The 15,777-nt window shown below is 62.3% G+C and carries 15 protein-coding genes and 1 pseudogene; 4 read left to right on the top strand and 12 right to left on the bottom strand.

The window, feature by feature from the left end:
* Positions 1-2 precede the first annotated feature (2 nt).
* Both RFER_RS17735 and RFER_RS17730 read right to left on the bottom strand, forming a co-directional pair.
* Positions 3-1,079, bottom strand: a complete 1,077-nt coding sequence (locus tag RFER_RS17735; protein ID WP_011465768.1) for a branched-chain amino acid ABC transporter permease — start codon at positions 1,077-1,079, stop codon at positions 3-5.
* Positions 1,076-1,951 (bottom strand): branched-chain amino acid ABC transporter permease, encoded by an 876-nt coding sequence (locus tag RFER_RS17730; RefSeq protein ID WP_011465767.1) that lies wholly within the window; start codon positions 1,949-1,951, stop codon positions 1,076-1,078. The genes RFER_RS17735 and RFER_RS17730 overlap by 4 nt, the downstream gene beginning before the upstream one ends.
* 134 nt (positions 1,952-2,085) lie before the next feature.
* On the opposite strand from RFER_RS17730, the gene RFER_RS17725 reads away from it, so the two are divergent.
* Positions 2,086-2,901 carry a crotonase/enoyl-CoA hydratase family protein gene (locus tag RFER_RS17725; protein ID WP_011465766.1) on the top strand — a complete coding sequence of 272 codons (816 nt, stop codon included), beginning with the start codon at positions 2,086-2,088 and terminating at the stop codon, positions 2,899-2,901.
* Between the two features lie 104 nt (positions 2,902-3,005).
* A pseudogene (locus RFER_RS23590) lies at positions 3,006-3,131 on the top strand (transcriptional regulator); the annotation flags it as partial.
* Positions 3,132-3,149: 18 nt separating this feature from the next.
* Here RFER_RS23590 and RFER_RS17720 read toward each other — a convergent pair.
* The 3 genes from RFER_RS17720 to RFER_RS17710 all read right to left on the bottom strand — a co-directional run bounded on the left by RFER_RS17720 (position 3,150) and on the right by RFER_RS17710 (position 5,325).
* On the bottom strand, positions 3,150-4,097 hold the full coding sequence (locus RFER_RS17720; protein WP_011465765.1) for a DUF5996 family protein: 948 nt from the start codon (positions 4,095-4,097) through the stop codon (positions 3,150-3,152).
* Between the two features lie 28 nt (positions 4,098-4,125).
* Positions 4,126-4,677 carry an NADPH-dependent FMN reductase gene (locus RFER_RS17715; RefSeq protein ID WP_011465764.1) on the bottom strand — a complete coding sequence of 184 codons (552 nt, stop codon included), beginning with the start codon at positions 4,675-4,677 and terminating at the stop codon, positions 4,126-4,128.
* A 207-nt stretch (positions 4,678-4,884) separates the two neighbouring features.
* Complete coding sequence (locus RFER_RS17710; RefSeq protein WP_011465763.1) at positions 4,885-5,325, bottom strand: acyl-CoA thioesterase; 441 nt, start codon at positions 5,323-5,325, stop codon at positions 4,885-4,887.
* 95 nt (positions 5,326-5,420) lie between these two features.
* On the opposite strand from RFER_RS17710, the gene RFER_RS17705 reads away from it, so the two are divergent.
* The gene (locus RFER_RS17705) at positions 5,421-7,247 is read left to right on the top strand and encodes an ABCB family ABC transporter ATP-binding protein/permease (RefSeq protein WP_011465762.1); all 1,827 of its coding nucleotides are present in this window, start codon (positions 5,421-5,423) and stop codon (positions 7,245-7,247) included.
* 174 nt (positions 7,248-7,421) lie between these two features.
* Here RFER_RS17705 and RFER_RS17700 read toward each other — a convergent pair whose 3' ends face one another.
* Positions 7,422-8,429: a sugar nucleotide-binding protein gene (locus tag RFER_RS17700; protein WP_011465761.1), complete on the bottom strand. Its 1,008-nt coding sequence runs from the start codon at positions 8,427-8,429 to the stop codon at positions 7,422-7,424.
* Between the two features lie 118 nt (positions 8,430-8,547).
* Between RFER_RS17700 and RFER_RS17695 the strand changes: the two genes are divergently transcribed.
* A complete protein-coding gene (locus RFER_RS17695; RefSeq protein WP_041790941.1) occupies positions 8,548-9,447 on the top strand; it encodes a LysR family transcriptional regulator in 900 nt (299 codons plus the stop codon).
* Between the two features lie 80 nt (positions 9,448-9,527).
* On the opposite strand, the gene RFER_RS17690 is transcribed toward RFER_RS17695, so the two are convergent.
* From RFER_RS17690 to RFER_RS17665, 6 genes are read right to left on the bottom strand one after another with little or no spacing between them, the layout of a single operon-like run.
* Positions 9,528-9,716 (bottom strand): PrpF domain-containing protein, encoded by a 189-nt coding sequence (locus tag RFER_RS17690; protein ID WP_011465759.1) that lies wholly within the window; start codon positions 9,714-9,716, stop codon positions 9,528-9,530.
* Positions 9,717-9,740: 24 nt separating this feature from the next.
* Positions 9,741-10,913: a tricarballylate utilization 4Fe-4S protein TcuB gene (gene tcuB / locus RFER_RS17685; RefSeq protein ID WP_041790940.1), complete on the bottom strand. Its 1,173-nt coding sequence runs from the start codon at positions 10,911-10,913 to the stop codon at positions 9,741-9,743.
* Complete coding sequence (gene tcuA, locus RFER_RS17680) at positions 10,900-12,360, bottom strand: FAD-dependent tricarballylate dehydrogenase TcuA (protein WP_011465757.1); 1,461 nt, start codon at positions 12,358-12,360, stop codon at positions 10,900-10,902. The genes tcuB and tcuA overlap by 14 nt, the downstream gene beginning before the upstream one ends.
* A gap of 6 nt (positions 12,361-12,366) precedes the next feature.
* Complete coding sequence (locus RFER_RS17675; RefSeq protein ID WP_011465756.1) at positions 12,367-13,719, bottom strand: class-II fumarase/aspartase family protein; 1,353 nt, start codon at positions 13,717-13,719, stop codon at positions 12,367-12,369.
* A gap of 25 nt (positions 13,720-13,744) precedes the next feature.
* Positions 13,745-14,584, bottom strand: a complete 840-nt coding sequence (locus tag RFER_RS17670) for an HpcH/HpaI aldolase/citrate lyase family protein (RefSeq protein ID WP_011465755.1) — start codon at positions 14,582-14,584, stop codon at positions 13,745-13,747.
* Between the two features lie 5 nt (positions 14,585-14,589).
* Positions 14,590-15,771 (bottom strand): CaiB/BaiF CoA transferase family protein, encoded by a 1,182-nt coding sequence (locus RFER_RS17665; RefSeq protein WP_011465754.1) that lies wholly within the window; start codon positions 15,769-15,771, stop codon positions 14,590-14,592.
* Positions 15,772-15,777 lie beyond the last annotated feature (6 nt).

Raw genomic sequence — 15,777 nt, 5'->3', positions numbered from 1 at the left:
ATTCATTTCAGCCGGTCCGATTTCTGGAAAGATTTTTGCCGCTTGAACATGCCCTTGCGGTAGAACGGGAACATCTGCAAATAGGTGCGCACTTTCAGCCAGCGACCGTACAAGCCGAGCGGCTCAAACAGCACAAAGGCCACCAGCACGACGCCGTACACCAGACCCTGCAAGCCGGGAGCCTGGCCGATGGTCGGCGGCAAATAGTCTTTCACCATGGCGATGGCCTGCGGCATGGTGATCAGGAAGATGGCACCCAGGAAGGCCCCATGCACCGATCCGACGCCGCCAATCACGATCATCAGCAACAGGTCAATCGACTGCAGGATGTTGAACTGGTCCGGCGAGATAAATTGCAGCTGGTGTGCATACAGGGCGCCTGCGATGCCCGCCAGTGCCGCCGACAGGGCAAACGACAGCGTCTTGTAATAGGCCAGGTGAATGCCCATGCTTTGGGCCGAAATTTCGGAGTCGCGGATGGCGACAAAGGCGCGCCCGGTGGGCGAGCGCAGCAGGTTCAGAATACCCAACGTGGCCAGCACCGTGATCAACAGGCACAGAAAATAGAACGCTTCGCCGCTGTCCAGGGTCCAGCCAAACATGTCGGGCTTTTTGATGTGAATGCCCGAGTTGCCGCCCGTTACCGACTCCCAGCGCGCCAGCACTTCTTCCACGATGAAGCCGAAGGACAGGGTGGCGATGCCCAGGTAGATGCCCTTGACCCGCAGTGCCGGCAAGCCCACCACCAGGCCCACGGCAGCCGACAGGCCCGCAGCGCAGGCCAGGGCCAGCGGAAACGGCAGTCCCATATTGGTCAGCACCGCCTGGGTGTAGGCGCCTACGCCCAGAAAGGCGGCGTGACCGAGCGAGAACAGGCCAGTGAAGCCCGCCAGCAGCATCAGCCCCAGGCCCGCAACGGCATAAATCAGTACAAAGGTCAGTTGCGCCAGCCAGTACTCCTGCACCAGCCAGGGTGCCAGCAGCAGCACCAGCATGAGTGCGCCGTACCAAAACAGGTGTCCACCATGTTTTGCAAGCCGGATGTCCTGCCCGTAATCGGTTTTGAAAATGAATCTCATACTTTCTTGCTCAATTTCTCGCCGAACAGGCCGTTGGGTTTGACCACCAGCATGATGAGCACCACGATGTAGGCGGCCGTGTCCTTGAAGCCGTCCGGCAGATAGAAGCCCGAGAGCGACTCCACGATGCCAATGATCAGGCCGCCCACGATGGCGCCCGGCAAACTGCCAAAGCCGCCCACCACGGCGGCCGGAAAAGCCTTGAGACCGATAAAGCCCATGTTGGCGTGCACAAAAGTGATGGGTGCCAGCAGCAGGCCGGCAATGGCCGCGACGGCAGCTGCCAGGCCCCAGGCGATGCCGTTGAGCCGTTTCACCGGAATGCCCATGTAATACGCCGCGAGCTGATTTTGGGATGCGGCCTGCATCGCGATGCCGAGCTTGCTGTAGCGAAACAGGGTGTAGAGCAGCACACATAGCACGCCGGTGACGCCGATGACCACCATCTGCTCGACGTTGAGAACCAGACCGGCGAGATGCCAGATCTGGTCCTTGTAGGGCACGGGCAGCATGTGCGTTTCGGTGCCAATGTTGGGAATCATGGTGATCAGGCCGCGCGCCACATAGCCAATGCCGATCGTCAGCATGACGATGGAAAACGCCGGTTGCCCCAGGATCGGGCGGATCACCACACGCTCCAGCACCATGCCGAACAACGCCATGGCGGCTATGGCGCCCAACACCGACAGCCAGTACGGAAACCCGAGCAGGGTCATGCCCGCCAAGCCGCCGAAGGCGCCCAGCATCATGAGCTCGCCCTGGGCAAAACTGACGGTCTCCGTGGCTTTGTAAATGAGCACAAAGCCCAGCGCAATCAGTCCGTAAATGCACCCTTGTGCGATGCCGCTGATCACCAGTTGTAGAAGCTGCACTTTGTCTCCTGTTGCATAGCCTTTCGTTTATAACGACTATGGGCTGGAAGACCGACAGGGTTTTTACCGACACGCTGTCGGGCAGGCGACAAGCAAATGCGGACAGACGCAAAAAACACGTCATCATGTGGGCCATGACCAACTCTGTTGACATCCGCCAGCATGGCGCCATCAGCGTGGTGACGCTCAATCGTCCCGACGTTCGCAATGCCGTGGACGCTGCAACGGCCCGTGCGTTGCACGCGGCCTTTCTTGCATTTGATGCCGATGAGAATGCGCGGGTAGCTGTGTTTCATGGCGCCCATGGCCACTTTTGTGCCGGATGGGACTTGCAGGCCGGTGCCCGCATGGCGGAGCAAGGTGCTGCCAATCAACCGGGCCCGCTGGCGGGGCTAGCTTTTTCACCAGACGATTGCGTTGTGTCCGGTCCGTTGGGACCCATGGGGCCCTCGCGTTTGCTGTTGTCAAAGCCGGTGATTGCTGCGGTCAGCGGTGCTGCCGTGGCCGGTGGCATGGAACTCGCGCTGTGGTGCGACCTGCGGGTCATGGAGGTCGACGCTTACTTTGGCGTGTTCTGCCGCCGCTTCGGCGTGCCCCTGATCGATGGCGGTACGGTGCGTCTGCCTCGGCTGATCGGCATGGGTCACGCCATGGACCTGATTTTGACCGGGCGCAAGGTGGAAGCCGGCGAAGCGCTGCAAATGGGTTTGTGCAATCGCGTGGTGCCGGCGGGGCAGGCGCTGGAGGCGGCGCTGACCCTGGCACAGCAACTGGCCAGCTACCCGCAAAAAACCATGCGGGCCGATCGCATGAGCGCCTACGCCCAGTGGGACTTGCCGCTACCGCAGGCTCTGCACCAGGAGTGGGAGCGTGGGCGGCAGTGCATCGACGAAGGCCTGCAGGGCGCTGTGCGCTTTGCAGCCGGTGGTGGCCGGCACGGAGAGTTCTAGTCAAACCGGCCTCATCACCAGGCCGCCTGCGGTGGCGCACGCCGCAGCCCGAACAACTGCAGTTCAGCCAGCGCGCCCACCTGTTTGAGCGCTTGCCCCAGCAAGTCACGGCAACGGCCGACTTTGGCTCACCGGTCGATGTCACGCTGCAGGAGCTGGCGATGGAAACGTTCTTTCCGGCCGATCATTTCACCCGGCAAGCGCTGCAGGCCTCGATGGCGCCGGCCTGAGACCACCGACCTGCCGCATCACGCTGGCAAGGTACGCTCCAGCGCGGCGCGATCCCAGGTCCCCAGATTGGCGGCGGCGTCGTAACTGCTCTGCAAAAATTCAAGCAGTCGGGTATCCGGTGCGTCGGCCCGTCGTACCTCGTCGTACGGCAGGATGAACTCGTGCAAGTCCGGGTTGTAACGCGCGCCCGCGGGACGCACGGCTGCCGCATTGAAGCCGGGTGGTTCCGGATAAGCATAGGCATAGAACAACGGCTCGGGCAGCATCTCACCGCCCGGCCAAAAACCACAGCTGCTGACCTCGTGCGAGTAGGCCTCGCGCATGACCCAGTCCGGGCAATGCGGCACGCCACCGGGATGCTGCGGCGCCGTTCGCCCCGAAAAACGCGTCACCGCCAGGTCAAAGCTGCCCCAAAAAAAATGCACCGGGCTGCACTTGCCGATGAAGCCGGCGCGGAATTGCTTGAGCACGCGGTCGCTCTGCACCAGCGCGAGCCAGAAGTTATGGGCCTGCGCGGCGTCATACGACGCATGTTGCTGATCCTGTTCGAACGGGATGCCATCCACGATTTCATTGGGTGTGGTGTGAATCCTGACGTCCAGTCCGAGCGCGGCCAGTTGCGCCATCAGATCCCGGTAAAAGTCCGCCACCGGGCGCGGCTTCAAGGGCAGCGTTGTCACCGCCCCGTCGCTGGTTTCGATCAGCAGTCGATGGTCGATCAGGTCGAAATCAATCTGAAACGTGCGCGCACCAAAGGGCATGGGCGAGGTCGTCAGGCCGCGCGCCGTGACATAGAGCGGGACATGCCAGGAATGGTTGAGCCATGGCGTTTGCGTCAGCCGGATTTTGCCGACGATCTGGGTCCACAGGTGCAGCGTGGCGCAGGTGTCCTTCCAAGCCGCGTAGTCCAGGGCGGGCCAGGGCGACGAGTTGGTACCGGAGTCTGGTAAATCTGCATGAGCCATGGTTGCCTGCGCGCCGGTTTTTATCGCCTTACGACTTCACAAAATCGACAAAACCGGCCAGGAATTGCTGCAATTGGGCCTTGATTTTCTCGTCCACCAAGTCGCCCTGGTCGTTGAAGACACTGCCAGCGCGGGCCACCATCAGGCGGGCGCCGAACCAGGGCTGCGTGCCCAGTGTTCGCAGCACCGGCAGCCAGGCATTCTGGGACAGGATGGTGCCGAAGCCGCCCGGCGAGGCGCCGATGACGGCGACCCGGCGATGGGCAAAGACGCGCGCGCTGTCGGCCGGTGGACGCGACAGCCAGTCGAGAGCATTCTTGAACACGCCGGGCATCGCATTGTTGTACTCCGGCGTGACCAGCAGCAGCCCGTCCGCCGCCGCGATCCGGTCCTTCAGCGCGCTCACCGTGGGAGGAATACCCTCGCTGTCTTCGACATCGCCGTCGTACAGGGGGATGCCTTTGATGCTGGCGATGTCCAGGCTGGCGCCCGCCGGCATCAAGGGGGCGGCCGCGCGCAGCAGCGCGGCGTTGAACGAGCCGGCGCGCAGGCTGCCTGCCAGTCCGATGATGGTTGTCATGGTGCACTCCCAGGTTGAGGCCCCAAAACTGGTTGAAGCACAGTGCCCTGATTTATACGGGCTCTGGGGGCAGATTGCAAACGACGCGGCATTGCCCCCAACGGCAGCCGGTGCTTGCGTGCCTCCGGGTGGCACAGAAAATATTGGTTAAATTGGTCTCTAGCCCTCGTGTAATAATAATAATTAGCTACTAAAAGAATAGCTAATTCAAATCAGCTTCTGTGGCACTTCGCGCGGCTTGCCATGTTCATCGATCGCCACGTAGGTGAGGGACGCCTCCGTGACCTTGGCGTATTCATTGAGCGACCCGAAACGTTCGGCAAAGACCTCAATCTTGACCGTGATCGAGGTCCGGCCAATGCGGGTCAGCTTGGCAAAAAACGACAGGATATCGCCCACGCGCACCGGCTGCTTGAACACAAATTCATTCACCGCCACGGTGACCATGCGGCCCTTGACATAGCGGGCCGGCACCACGGCGCCGGCCAGGTCGACTTGCGCCATCACCCAGCCGCCAAAAATGTCGCCATTGGCATTGCAGTCGCCGGGCATGGGAATGACCTTGAGCACCAGTTCCTGGTCTGTGGGCAACTGGACGTTGGCGCCACGGCCGGTCGTGGCGGGGTTGGGGCTTGGGTTTGCGGACATGGGCACAATCTAGGTTAATTAATACTTTGCGGGACAGACCGCAGCTACGCAAAGCGAGCCAGCTCTGTCCACAACATTTTGAGGATTGTCCACCCATGCGCCACGCTGGCGGATCTACCCACGTTTTCCCCGCCGCCCCCTCGGCACCCACCCCCGCCGCCGCCCGGTCTGACTGGGCCACCTTGCGTCGGCTGTTTCCCTATCTGTGGGAATACAAATGGCGCGTGATGGCCGCATTGGCGTTCATGGTGGCCGCCAAAACGGCCAACGTCGGCGTGCCTTTGCTGCTCAAGCAACTGATCGACACCATGAACCCCAAGGGCGGCATCGACGCCACGGCCTTGCTGGTGGTGCCGGCCGCCTTGCTGCTCGCCTACGGCTTGCTGCGCCTGTCCACCACCTTGTTTGCCGAGCTGCGCGAGCTGGTGTTTGCCAAGGCCACCGAAGGCGCGTCGCGCACGATTTCGCTGCAAGTGTTTCGCCATTTGCATGCCCTGAGCCTGCGCTTTCACCTGGAGCGCCAGACCGGCGGCCTGACGCGCGACATCGAGCGCGGCACGCGGGCGGTCAATTCGCTGATCTCGTATTCGCTCTACAGCATCATTCCGACGCTGATCGAAGTGACCATGGTGCTGTCTTACCTGGCCATCAAGTTCGACATCTGGTTTGCCTTGATCACCATCATCGCCCTGGTGTTCTACATCAGCTTCACAGTCAGCGTGACCGAGTGGCGCACCAAGTTTCGCCGCCAGATGAACGAGCTGGACTCCAAAGCCCACAGCCGCGCCATCGACTCGCTGTTGAACTTCGAGACCGTCAAGTACTTCAACAACGAAGAGTTCGAGGCCCACCGCTACGACGAAAACCTGAAGAATTACCGCCTGGCGGCCCTCAAGAGCCAGCGCACTTTAAGTCTGCTCAACACCGGCCAGCAGCTCATCATCGCCACCGGCCTGGTTGCCATGCTCTGGCGCGCGACGCAGGGCGTGGTGGAAGGCCACATGACCCTGGGCGACCTGGTGATGGTCAACGCCTTCATGATCCAGCTCTACATCCCGCTGGGCTTTTTGGGCGTGCTGTACCGCGAGATCAAGCAGAGCCTGACCGACCTGGACAAGATGTTCACCCTGATGGAGCGCGAGCGCGAAATTGCCGACGTGCCCGGTGCGCAGCCGCTCAAGGTGGACGGCGCCAACGTGACGTTCAGCCACGTCAGTTTTGCCTATGAGGCGGCGCGGCCGATTTTGCACGACATCAGCTTCGAGATCCCGGCCGGTAAAACGGTGGCGGTGGTCGGCCCCTCGGGCTCCGGCAAGTCCACGCTGGCGCGGCTGTTGTTCAGGTTTTACGACGTGCAGCAGGGGCAGATTCTGATTGCCGGGCAGGACATCAAACAGGTCACGCAGGCCAGCGTGCGCCAGGCGATTGGCATCGTGCCGCAAGACACCGTGCTGTTCAACGACACGGTGGAATACAACATCGCCTACGGCAAACCCGGCGCCACGCGGGAGCAGGTGGAGGAGGCGGCGCGCAGCGCCCACATCCACAACTTCATCAGCGCCACGCCCAAAGGCTACGACACCATGGTGGGCGAGCGTGGCCTCAAGCTCTCGGGCGGCGAAAAACAGCGCGTGGCGATTGCCCGCACCCTGCTGAAAAACCCGCCGATCCTGATCTTCGACGAAGCCACCTCGGCACTGGACTCGGCCAACGAACGCGCCATTCAGGCCGAGCTGCAAAGTGTGGCGCAGAACAAGACCACGCTGGTGATTGCGCACCGGCTGTCCACGGTGGTGGACGCGCATGAGATTCTGGTGATGGACGCCGGGCGCATCATTGAGCGCGGTTCGCATGCCGAGTTGCTGGCGGCCAATGGGCGCTATGCGGAGATGTGGGCGCTGCAGCAGTCGTCGGCGGACTAGATTTGTGGATGTTTTATGGCACCAGCCCGCGTCAAATATGCGTGAGTAGCTATTTAAATCCTGGAAATGCACATGAGTGTTCAGGCCGGTGCCCAAGCGGTGAACGAAGCCCACTGCGCAGAATGCGCAAAATGCTTCTGCGTTGCATGGTGAGGTGCCTTGGTGACTGCGCGATCAGCGTGCCGACACGAGAGTGGCTTGCGCTGCAACAGCGTCTTTGGTGAAACCCAGGTCTTTCAGTGTCATGGTCACGGCTTGCGCCAAGGCAGTGTGCGGCTCTGCACCCAAGAGTGCCACCAGCTTGCGGTTGTCCAGTGCATGCGCTTTGTCCCACAGGTAGCGCATCTCCAGCAGCGACGCCCAGGTTGGGACAAACAGCGCGCCGATGCGGATGATGGGCCATGGAAACTGGCTGTATTGCAAAGCGGCGTTGGGCTTCACCCACCCCTGGGCTTGCGCGATGGGTTGGATCGCATCCAGCCACTGCTGACCGGTGATGCGGTGGCCTGCAAAGTGGAAGACTTCGAATGCCTTGAGAGTGTCGCGGCGTGCGGCCACTTCTGCAAAGGTGCGGGCCAGGTCCGGCAAGTAAGCCCAGGCCGTGGCCACGCCTTTGTGGCCAGGGTAGGTGAACTTGCCCTTCTGAATGCCTTTGACAATGGCCTGGTCAAACCAGGTGCCTTTGCCGCTGCCGAAAAAGTCTCCGGCACGGATCACGATGGCGCGCACACCACTTCGGCGAATCTGCTCTTCCATGGCGATGCGGATCTGGCCCTTGACGGTCCTGGCCCGCTGCGGCGTGTCTTCCGACACGACGGCAGGCATGTCCGCACCGAAGTTGTAGATGTTGCCCATGAACATCAAGGTGGCATTGAGCGCACGGGTGATGTCGATGGCCGCTTCAGTCATGGGCAGCGCCTGCGCCTTCCATGCCTTGTGGGTGTACACCGGGTTCAGGGCATGCACCACCACGCAGGCATCCTGGGCGGCACGGGCCACAGCGGCGGTGTCTTGCAGGTCAGCGCTCACCCACTTGATGCGGTTGTCATTTTTGGCCTCGGCGGGCACTTGTGCGCCGGGGCGCATCAGGCCCTGCACACACCAGCCGGCGTCGGTAAAAGCACGGGCGGCAGCCAGACCGAAACGTCCGCGTGCACCCAGAATCAAAACGGTGGATTGCATGGTGTAACTCCTTGTGAACGGCAACGGGTATTGCAACGGAGTGAATTGTGAAGACAAGGCGCATGCTCCACAATTGCATAAATATTCATACCTGAAATGCAAATATGCATACCTCCGCATGACCACCAGCGCTCGCCCCTCCTTTGACTGGAGCCTGGTGCGCTCCTTCCTGGCGGTCCTGGACCACGGCAGCCTGCTGGGCGCGGCCAAGGTGTTGCACACCAGCCAACCCACGCTGGGCCGGCATATTGCCGAGTTGGAAAGCCAACTGGGCGTGGTGCTGTTTGAACGCACCGGGCGCGGCCTGGTGCCCACTGCCACCGCCCTCAAGCTGGCCGATGCCGCACGCGGCATGGCAGATGGTGCAGACCGGTTGGCACGCACCCTCGCCGGCGCCCAGGCCAAAAACACGGGCACTGTGCGCATTACCGCCAGCACGCCCGTGGCAGTCCAGATTCTTCCGCCCATCCTGTCGCAAATGCGGCAGGCCCTACCCGACATTCAGGTGGAACTGGTCGCCAGCAACACTGTAAGCAACCTGCTGCGTCGCGAGGCGGATATTGCGGTGCGCATGGTCCGACCCGAACAGGGCACCCTGGTCGCCAAGAAAATTGGTGACGTGAAGCTGGGTGCTTTTGCCAACCGCGCCTATCTGGCACGGCGCAGCCCGATACGCCAGCCTATGGATCTGCTGGGCCATACGTTGATAGGCAGCGACACTGACACGGCCATACTGAACGGCTTCAGGGCCATGGGTTTTCCGGCCAGCAAAGATCTGTTTGCGTTTCGCACGGACGACTTCATCGTGCAATGGCAAGCTGTGCGCGCGGGCCTGGGCATCGGGTTTCTGGCAAGCTACATGGCGCGCACCGACGCCGATGTAGTGCAGGTGCTGCCCGACGTGCTGCGCATCCCGCCTTTACCCATGTGGCTCGCGGTGCACCGCGAGATACGCACCAGCAAACTCATCCGCTCGGTCTATGACTTCCTGGCCGGCGCGCTTCCCGATGCCATTTAGCGAAAGGCTTGTGTGCGGCGTCAGGCGTCGTTCGCCACGGTCAGCTTCCGGGTGAGCTAGTTTCGTTGTTTTGGGGCCGGTTAGCCGTCGTTTGTGGCGATCCGCTTCGTGCCGCCCAGACCGTCGAGTTGCAGCCGGTCGGACGCGCCGATGGCGCCGATCAGCGCCTGGTTAGGCGCCTCATCACCTTCGGGCAGCCAGTCGTGCAGGAAGAAGGGGGCACGCGAGGTGCCGGCGCGCATCAATACGCAGGGTATGGACAGGGTCATTTGAAATCCTTGGTGGAGGGCGACTCACTCATCCTCTAATGCCAGCGAACTCGGCTGGCGCTTTTCCACGGCATAGCGCAGCAATGACGCGGTGCGGAAAACTCCGTGGGCAAACTTGCCGTAGGGCAGGGTTGCAAACAGGGCCATCACCACACCCAGGTGCAGCGCCAGCAGCAGGGCCAGCGCCGGTGTGCCGCGTGCCAACCAAAGCACCAGACCGGTGGCACTGGTCAAGAATAGGAGCGCGATAAAGCCGTAGTCCATGGGCTTCTGAGCCGCGTCGCCGTGTAACGGATGGCGGCGCTGCCTGAGCCTGAACAGCCCGGTTGTGCCCAGCAACAGACTCACGCCACCGACCACACCCAGCAGTTTCGGCAGGCTGGGCCAGTCATAGGGCGCATGCCAGCCAAAGGCATAGTGGTAGACCGTCGCTACGCTGGTGGCGGCAAAACACAGCATGAAGCCGTAAAAGGTCAGGTGGTGCGCCCGACTGCGTGACAGCGTGAAGGCATCGTCTTCGTTGTTGCAACCCTCACCGTGGCCGCCGTCCAGGTACTTGAGCACCAGCACATCGTGCGTGGCTTGCAGGAGATCGCCACCTGCGATGGCTTGGCCCGACGTGGCGGGCGACATATCGCGCAGGAAACGCGTCACACCCAGCCCCAAGGCCAGCACCGCCCACAAGAAGACCGGCGCAAACATCAGCACCAGCAAGTTGTGCGGAAACAGCTTGGAAAAGTCGCCCACCACGGGCCCGCCCCACAGGTTGCCGTTGATGGCCAGGGCCAGCAGCAAAAACAGCGCCAGCCCCGCCGCCAGGGCCAGTGACAGGGTTAAACCGTTGCGTTGGTAAAGCTTGCCCAGCGCGGCCGGCCAGGCATAGGCCACATAGGTTTCACCGCGTACCTGCGCCATGGCTTGCGGCACGTTCACCGCAAATTCATGCGGCGGCGCGTACTGGCAGGCGTGTAAGCAGGCCCCGCAGTTGTGGCACAGGTTGGCCAGGTAGTGAACGTCGGCGGCACCAAATTCCAGCCGCCGTGTCATGGCCGGGAACACGGCGCAAAAGCCTTCGCAGTAGCGACAGGCGTTGCAGATTTGCATTTGCCGTGCGACTTCAGCCACGGCGGGTGATACCACGCCGTGGCCAACGGCGAGTTGCCGGGCATCCTGAATCAGGCTTTCAAGCATTTGCATGACTTGCTCCTGATTTGGTAGCTGCCTGCGCAGACTGCATGCCGGCTATACGGCCAAAAGCCGTGCCAATCGACATGCCCACCCCAGCCGTGTAGCCCTTGCCCAGCACATTGCCGGCCATCATTTCACCGGCCACAAACAGGTTGTCGCTGGGCACATCGCCGAAGCGCACGGCCGCCGTTTCATCGGTCTTGAGGCCAAGGTAGGTGAAGGTCACCCCAGGGCGCAGCGCGTAGGCGTAAAACGGCGCGGTGTCGATGGGCCGGGCCCAGTGGGTTTTGGCGGGCAGCACGCCTTCGGTGTGGCAGTTGTCCAGCGCCGTGTGGTCAAAGGTGCCGGCCTGGCAGGCGTTGTTGTAGTTGTTGAGTGTTCGCATGAAGGTGTTGCCGTCCAGGCCGAGTTGGCCCGCCAGCTCTTTCAGGCTATTGGCCTTGACCCCGGGGAACACCGGTGGCATGAAGCGGCCAATGGCTTTGGCATCAATGATGGAGTAGGCAATTTGCCCCGGTTGCCGGGCCACCAGGCGGCCCCAGATGGCGTAGCGCTTGGGCCAGAAGTCTTCGCCCTCGTCGTAAAAGCGCTGGGCCTCACGGTTCACCACCACGCCCAGCGACACACAGTCAATGCGGGTGCAGATGCCACCGTCGTACAGCGGCGCACGCGCATCAATCGCCACCATATGAGCTTGTGTCGGGTCGCCAATCACGTCGGCGCCGTGGTCGTTCAGCAGGTGGCGCAGCAGCGTGCCTTGGTTGAACTTTGTGCCGCGGATCAGGAAGTTGTCGGACGGGGTTTCGCCCCGTTCATTGGTGCCCCAGGCTTCGCGCAGCCAATCGCGGTTGGACTCAAAGCCACCGGCGGCCAGCACACAGGCGCGGGCGGTGATGCGCTCGGTGCCGGTACTGCCGTTCGGGCGCTGCACCTGCACATGGGCGGCAACAAAGTGGTCGTCGGCAATCTCCAGCCGGTTCACGGGTGCGTTGTAACGCACCTGCACGCCCAGCTTCTCCGCGCTGCGAAAGTAGGCGTTGACCAGTGCCTTGCCACCGCCCATGAAAAAGGCGTTGGTGCGTGCCGTGTGCAACGCCCCGGAGAGCGAGGGTTGAAAGTGCACGCCGTGGCTGCGCATCCAGGGCCGGCAGGTGCTGGAGTCGCGGATCACACGCCGCGCCAGCCGCTCGTTGGTCAAACCACCTGTGACTTTGAGCAGGTCTTGCCAATACTCCTCTTCGGTGTAGGCATCGACCAGCACGTCTTGCGGCGCGTCGTGCATGCAACGCAGGTTGCGGGTGTGGGCCGAGTTGCCGCCACGCCATTCGCGCGGGGCGGCTTCCAGCAGCAACACGCTGGCGCCGGCCTCGCGCGCCATCAGCGCGGCGCACAGGGCGGCGTTGCCGCCGCCGATCACCAGCACGTCAACGACGGCTTGTTTGTCAGGGGTGGGCATGGTGGGTCAAACTCCCTGGCGCGCCGCCAGCACACGGTCCACCATCACACCGGCCTGGCCGAGGTGGTTGATAGGGTCGCACATGGCTTCGAGCTGGACACGGGTCACGTGTTTGTTGATCTCGGGGTGGGCTTCCAGAATGTCGATCAGCGGGCGATGCTCTTTTAATGCCTGGCGGCACAGGTCGTACACCAGGTCGTGAGCGTATTCGCGGCCAATGTACGGGCCCAGTCCCATCATCACCGCCTCGGACATGACCAGCCCGTTGGTGATGTCCATGTTGGCGCGCATGCGCACCGCATCCACCTCCAGGCCTTGCAGCACAAACTTGGTTTGTTTCAACGCGCCCGACATCAGGCAGAAGATTTCCGGCAGCGACACCCATTCAATTTCCCAGGGGCCGGTGGAGCGCTCATGGTCGGCCACCATGGCATCCATCAAGGCCGCAGCGTGCTGGCGTGCCACCGACACGTTGGCGTGGATATACAGGCAGGAGATCGGGTTGCGCTTTTGCGGCATGGTGGAAGACGAACCACGGCCAGGGGCATAGGGCTCAAACACCTCGCCCACTTCGGTCTGCATCATCAGCTTCACGTCCATCGCGATCTTGCCGAGTGAGCCGCCCACCAGGCCGAGGAAGGCACCGACTTCGGCAATGGTGTCGCGCACCGTGTGCCAGGAGATCAGCGGCTGCGCCAGACCCAGCTCTTTCATCAGGCCGGCCTGGGTTTCCATGGCACCTTTTTCCAGCGAAGAGAGTGTGCCGGAGGCACCGCCAAACTCACCCATCAGCACACGGGGTTTGAGCTGGCTCAGGCGCTCGCGGTGGCGCTCGATGCCGGCCAGGATACTGGCCATCTTGTAGCCAAAGGTGATGGGTGTGGACTGTTGCAGGTTGCTGCGGCCAATGATGGGCGTGTCGCGGTACTTCTTGGCCAGTGTGGCCAGCGCGTCCGAAATGTCGGCCAGGTCCTGCTCGACCAGGGCCAGGCCTTCGCGCATTTGCAGCACGGTGGCCGTGTCGGTGATGTCTTGCGTGGTGGCACCCCAGTGGCAGTATTCGCCCAGGCCGTCGCGGCAATTGGTGTTGATCTGGTTCACCACGGCAATGATGGGGTAGCCAATCTGCTCTGTCTTGGCTTTGAGCTTGTCCCAGTCGATCATGGACAGCTCGCAGTGTTGGACGATCTCGTCCGCGGCCTCTTTGGGGATGATGCCCAGCTCGCCCTGCACCTTGGCCAAGGCGCGCTCGATGTCAAGGTATTTGGCGGTTCGGTTTTCGTCCGACCAGACCTGGCGCATGCGGGCATCGCTGAACATGTCGCCAAAAATCCGGGAGTCAATGATGGTGGAGGCCATGAGGTTTCCCCTGTCTGTGTGAAAGTTAAATAAATTTGTTTGAGAAGGCCAGAATGCGCTCGGCGCGTAACAGCACCGGTTTGTCGACCATCTTCCCGTCGACCTGGATTGCGCCTGCCCCGTTGGACTGCCGCCATTGGGTGATGACGCGCTGGGCCCAGGCGAGCGCTTGCGCGTCGGGCGTGAAGGCCTCGCGCACCACGGCCACCTGGGTCGGGTGGATACACATCTTGGCCCCAAAACCCAGGGCGCGGGCGTGGACCAGATCACGCTGCACCTGGCCCGCGTCCAGCTCGGGTGTGACCCCGGCCACCGGTGGGGGCAGGTCCGCGGCGCGAGATGCCATGGCAATGGCAAGGGCTGCCGCATCCAGCGCAAAGCCGGGGCCGGGCAGATCCAGATCGAGCAGGTAGTCCAGCGAACCAAAGGCCAGCCGTTCTACCTGCTTGGCCTGTGCGATAGCGTTGGCGGCCAGCACGCCACGCACGGTCTCGATCAGCGGCAACACGCTGGAGCCGGGTGGCATGTGAGCCAAGACCTGTGCCACTTGTGCAGGAGACTCGCATTTTGATAGCATGATATGGTTGATTGGCGAGGACTGCAGCCAGAAAACATCATCAACATGGCAGGGGCTTGTCACGTCGTTGATACGTACCAGCAAACGCGCGCAGTCTTGCAGGGTCAAGGTCCCGACCCAGTCTGCGATGGCCCCACGCGCTTGGGCCCTATCAGCGGGTGCCACCGCATCTTCCAGGTCAAGAATGACCCGATCCGCGCCGCTGGCCAGGGCCTTGGCAAAACGCTCGGGCCGGTTGCCCGGCACAAACAGGTAGGTGAGGGGCTGCGCGACATTCATGGAGTTCATTGCGTTCACACGGCACCTTCAGCGTGTAATGCGGCGAATTGTTCCGCGCTGTAGCCCAGCGTGGCCAGAATGCCATCGGTGTGCTGACCCAGGGCCGGCACCGCATCCATGCGGGGTGCACCCTTGCTCCAGGAGCCCGGGGGCAGCAGGGCGGGCACCGTGCCCACCGAGGTGTCCACCGAAGCCCAGCGCTTGCGTGCCTGAAGTTGCGGATGCGCCCAGACCTCGGCCATGGTGTTGACTTGGGCGTTGGCAATTTGCGCCGCTTCCAGGCGCTGCACCACTTGCGCTGCGCTCAGGCTGGAGAAGGTTTGCACGATCAGCGCGTACAGCGTGGTGCGCAACGCCACCCGCTTGGGGTTGCTGGCAAAACGCTCGTCTGCAGCCAACTCGGGCTGCTGCAACACTTGCTCGCAAAAGGCTTTCCACTCGCGTTCGTTTTGCAGGCCCAGCATCACGGTCTTGCCGTCACCAGCCGGGAACGGGCCGTAGGGGTAGATGGTGGCGTGGCTGGCACCGGTGCGCTTGGGCGGCGCGGCACCGTCCAGGCTGTAGTACAGCGGGTAGCCCATCCACTCGGTCAGGGCCTCGAGCATGGAAATGTCGATGTGCTGGCCCTCGCCAGTCTGTTGGCGGTGCATCAGTGCGGCCAGGATGTTGGTGTAGGCATACATACCGGCGGCAATGTCGGCAATCGATGGCCCGGCCTTGGAAGGTGTGTCTTCGGTGCCGGTGACGGACACAAAACCGGCCTCGCTCTGGATCAGCAGGTCGTAGGCTTTTTTGTCGCGGTAAGGGCCGTTGTCGCCATAGCCGGAAATATCGCAGACGATGATGCCGGGCTTGGCCTGGCTCAACACCTCATACGACAGGCCCAGGCGGGCTGCAGCACCGGGAGCCAGGTTTTGCACCACCACGTCGGCTTCTTCGTCGATGATGCGTTTGAGGATTTTTTGCGCCTCGGGGTGCTTGACATCAAGCGTCAGGCTTTCCTTGCTGCGGTTGGTCCAGACAAAGTGCGAGGCTATGCCGCGCACCCGGTTGTCGTAGCCGCGGGCAAAGTCGCCTACGCCGGGGCGCTCGATCTTGATGACGCGTGCACCCAGGTCGGCCAGCTGGCGGGTGGCGAAGGGCGCCGCAATGGCGTGCTCCAGGGTGACAATGGTGATGCCTTTGAGAGGTTGCATGTTGAC

Source organism: Rhodoferax ferrireducens T118 (assembly GCF_000013605.1).
Taxonomy (GTDB): domain Bacteria; phylum Pseudomonadota; class Gammaproteobacteria; order Burkholderiales; family Burkholderiaceae_C; genus Rhodoferax; species Rhodoferax ferrireducens.
The sequence above is the reverse complement of the archived record's forward strand: the minus strand, read 5'-3'. Positions and strand labels throughout refer to the sequence as shown.

Coding starts and splice junctions, on each gene's coding strand:
- RFER_RS17735 (WP_011465768.1), bottom strand. CDS start 1,079: ATGAGATTCATTTTCAAAACCGATTACGGGCAGGACATCCGGCTTGCA.
- RFER_RS17725 (WP_011465766.1), top strand. CDS start 2,086: ATGACCAACTCTGTTGACATCCGCCAGCATGGCGCCATCAGCGTGGTG.
- RFER_RS17720 (WP_011465765.1), bottom strand. CDS start 4,097: ATGGCTCATGCAGATTTACCAGACTCCGGTACCAACTCGTCGCCCTGG.
- RFER_RS17715 (WP_011465764.1), bottom strand. CDS start 4,677: ATGACAACCATCATCGGACTGGCAGGCAGCCTGCGCGCCGGCTCGTTC.
- RFER_RS17710 (WP_011465763.1), bottom strand. CDS start 5,325: ATGTCCGCAAACCCAAGCCCCAACCCCGCCACGACCGGCCGTGGCGCC.
- RFER_RS17705 (WP_011465762.1), top strand. CDS start 5,421: ATGCGCCACGCTGGCGGATCTACCCACGTTTTCCCCGCCGCCCCCTCG.
- RFER_RS17700 (WP_011465761.1), bottom strand. CDS start 8,429: ATGCAATCCACCGTTTTGATTCTGGGTGCACGCGGACGTTTCGGTCTG.
- RFER_RS17695 (WP_041790941.1), top strand. CDS start 8,548: ATGACCACCAGCGCTCGCCCCTCCTTTGACTGGAGCCTGGTGCGCTCC.
- RFER_RS17690 (WP_011465759.1), bottom strand. CDS start 9,716: ATGACCCTGTCCATACCCTGCGTATTGATGCGCGCCGGCACCTCGCGT.
- tcuB (WP_041790940.1), bottom strand. CDS start 10,913: ATGCAAATGCTTGAAAGCCTGATTCAGGATGCCCGGCAACTCGCCGTT.
- tcuA (WP_011465757.1), bottom strand. CDS start 12,360: ATGCCCACCCCTGACAAACAAGCCGTCGTTGACGTGCTGGTGATCGGC.
- RFER_RS17675 (WP_011465756.1), bottom strand. CDS start 13,719: ATGGCCTCCACCATCATTGACTCCCGGATTTTTGGCGACATGTTCAGC.
- RFER_RS17670 (WP_011465755.1), bottom strand. CDS start 14,584: ATGAACTCCATGAATGTCGCGCAGCCCCTCACCTACCTGTTTGTGCCG.
- RFER_RS17665 (WP_011465754.1), bottom strand. CDS start 15,771: ATGCAACCTCTCAAAGGCATCACCATTGTCACCCTGGAGCACGCCATT.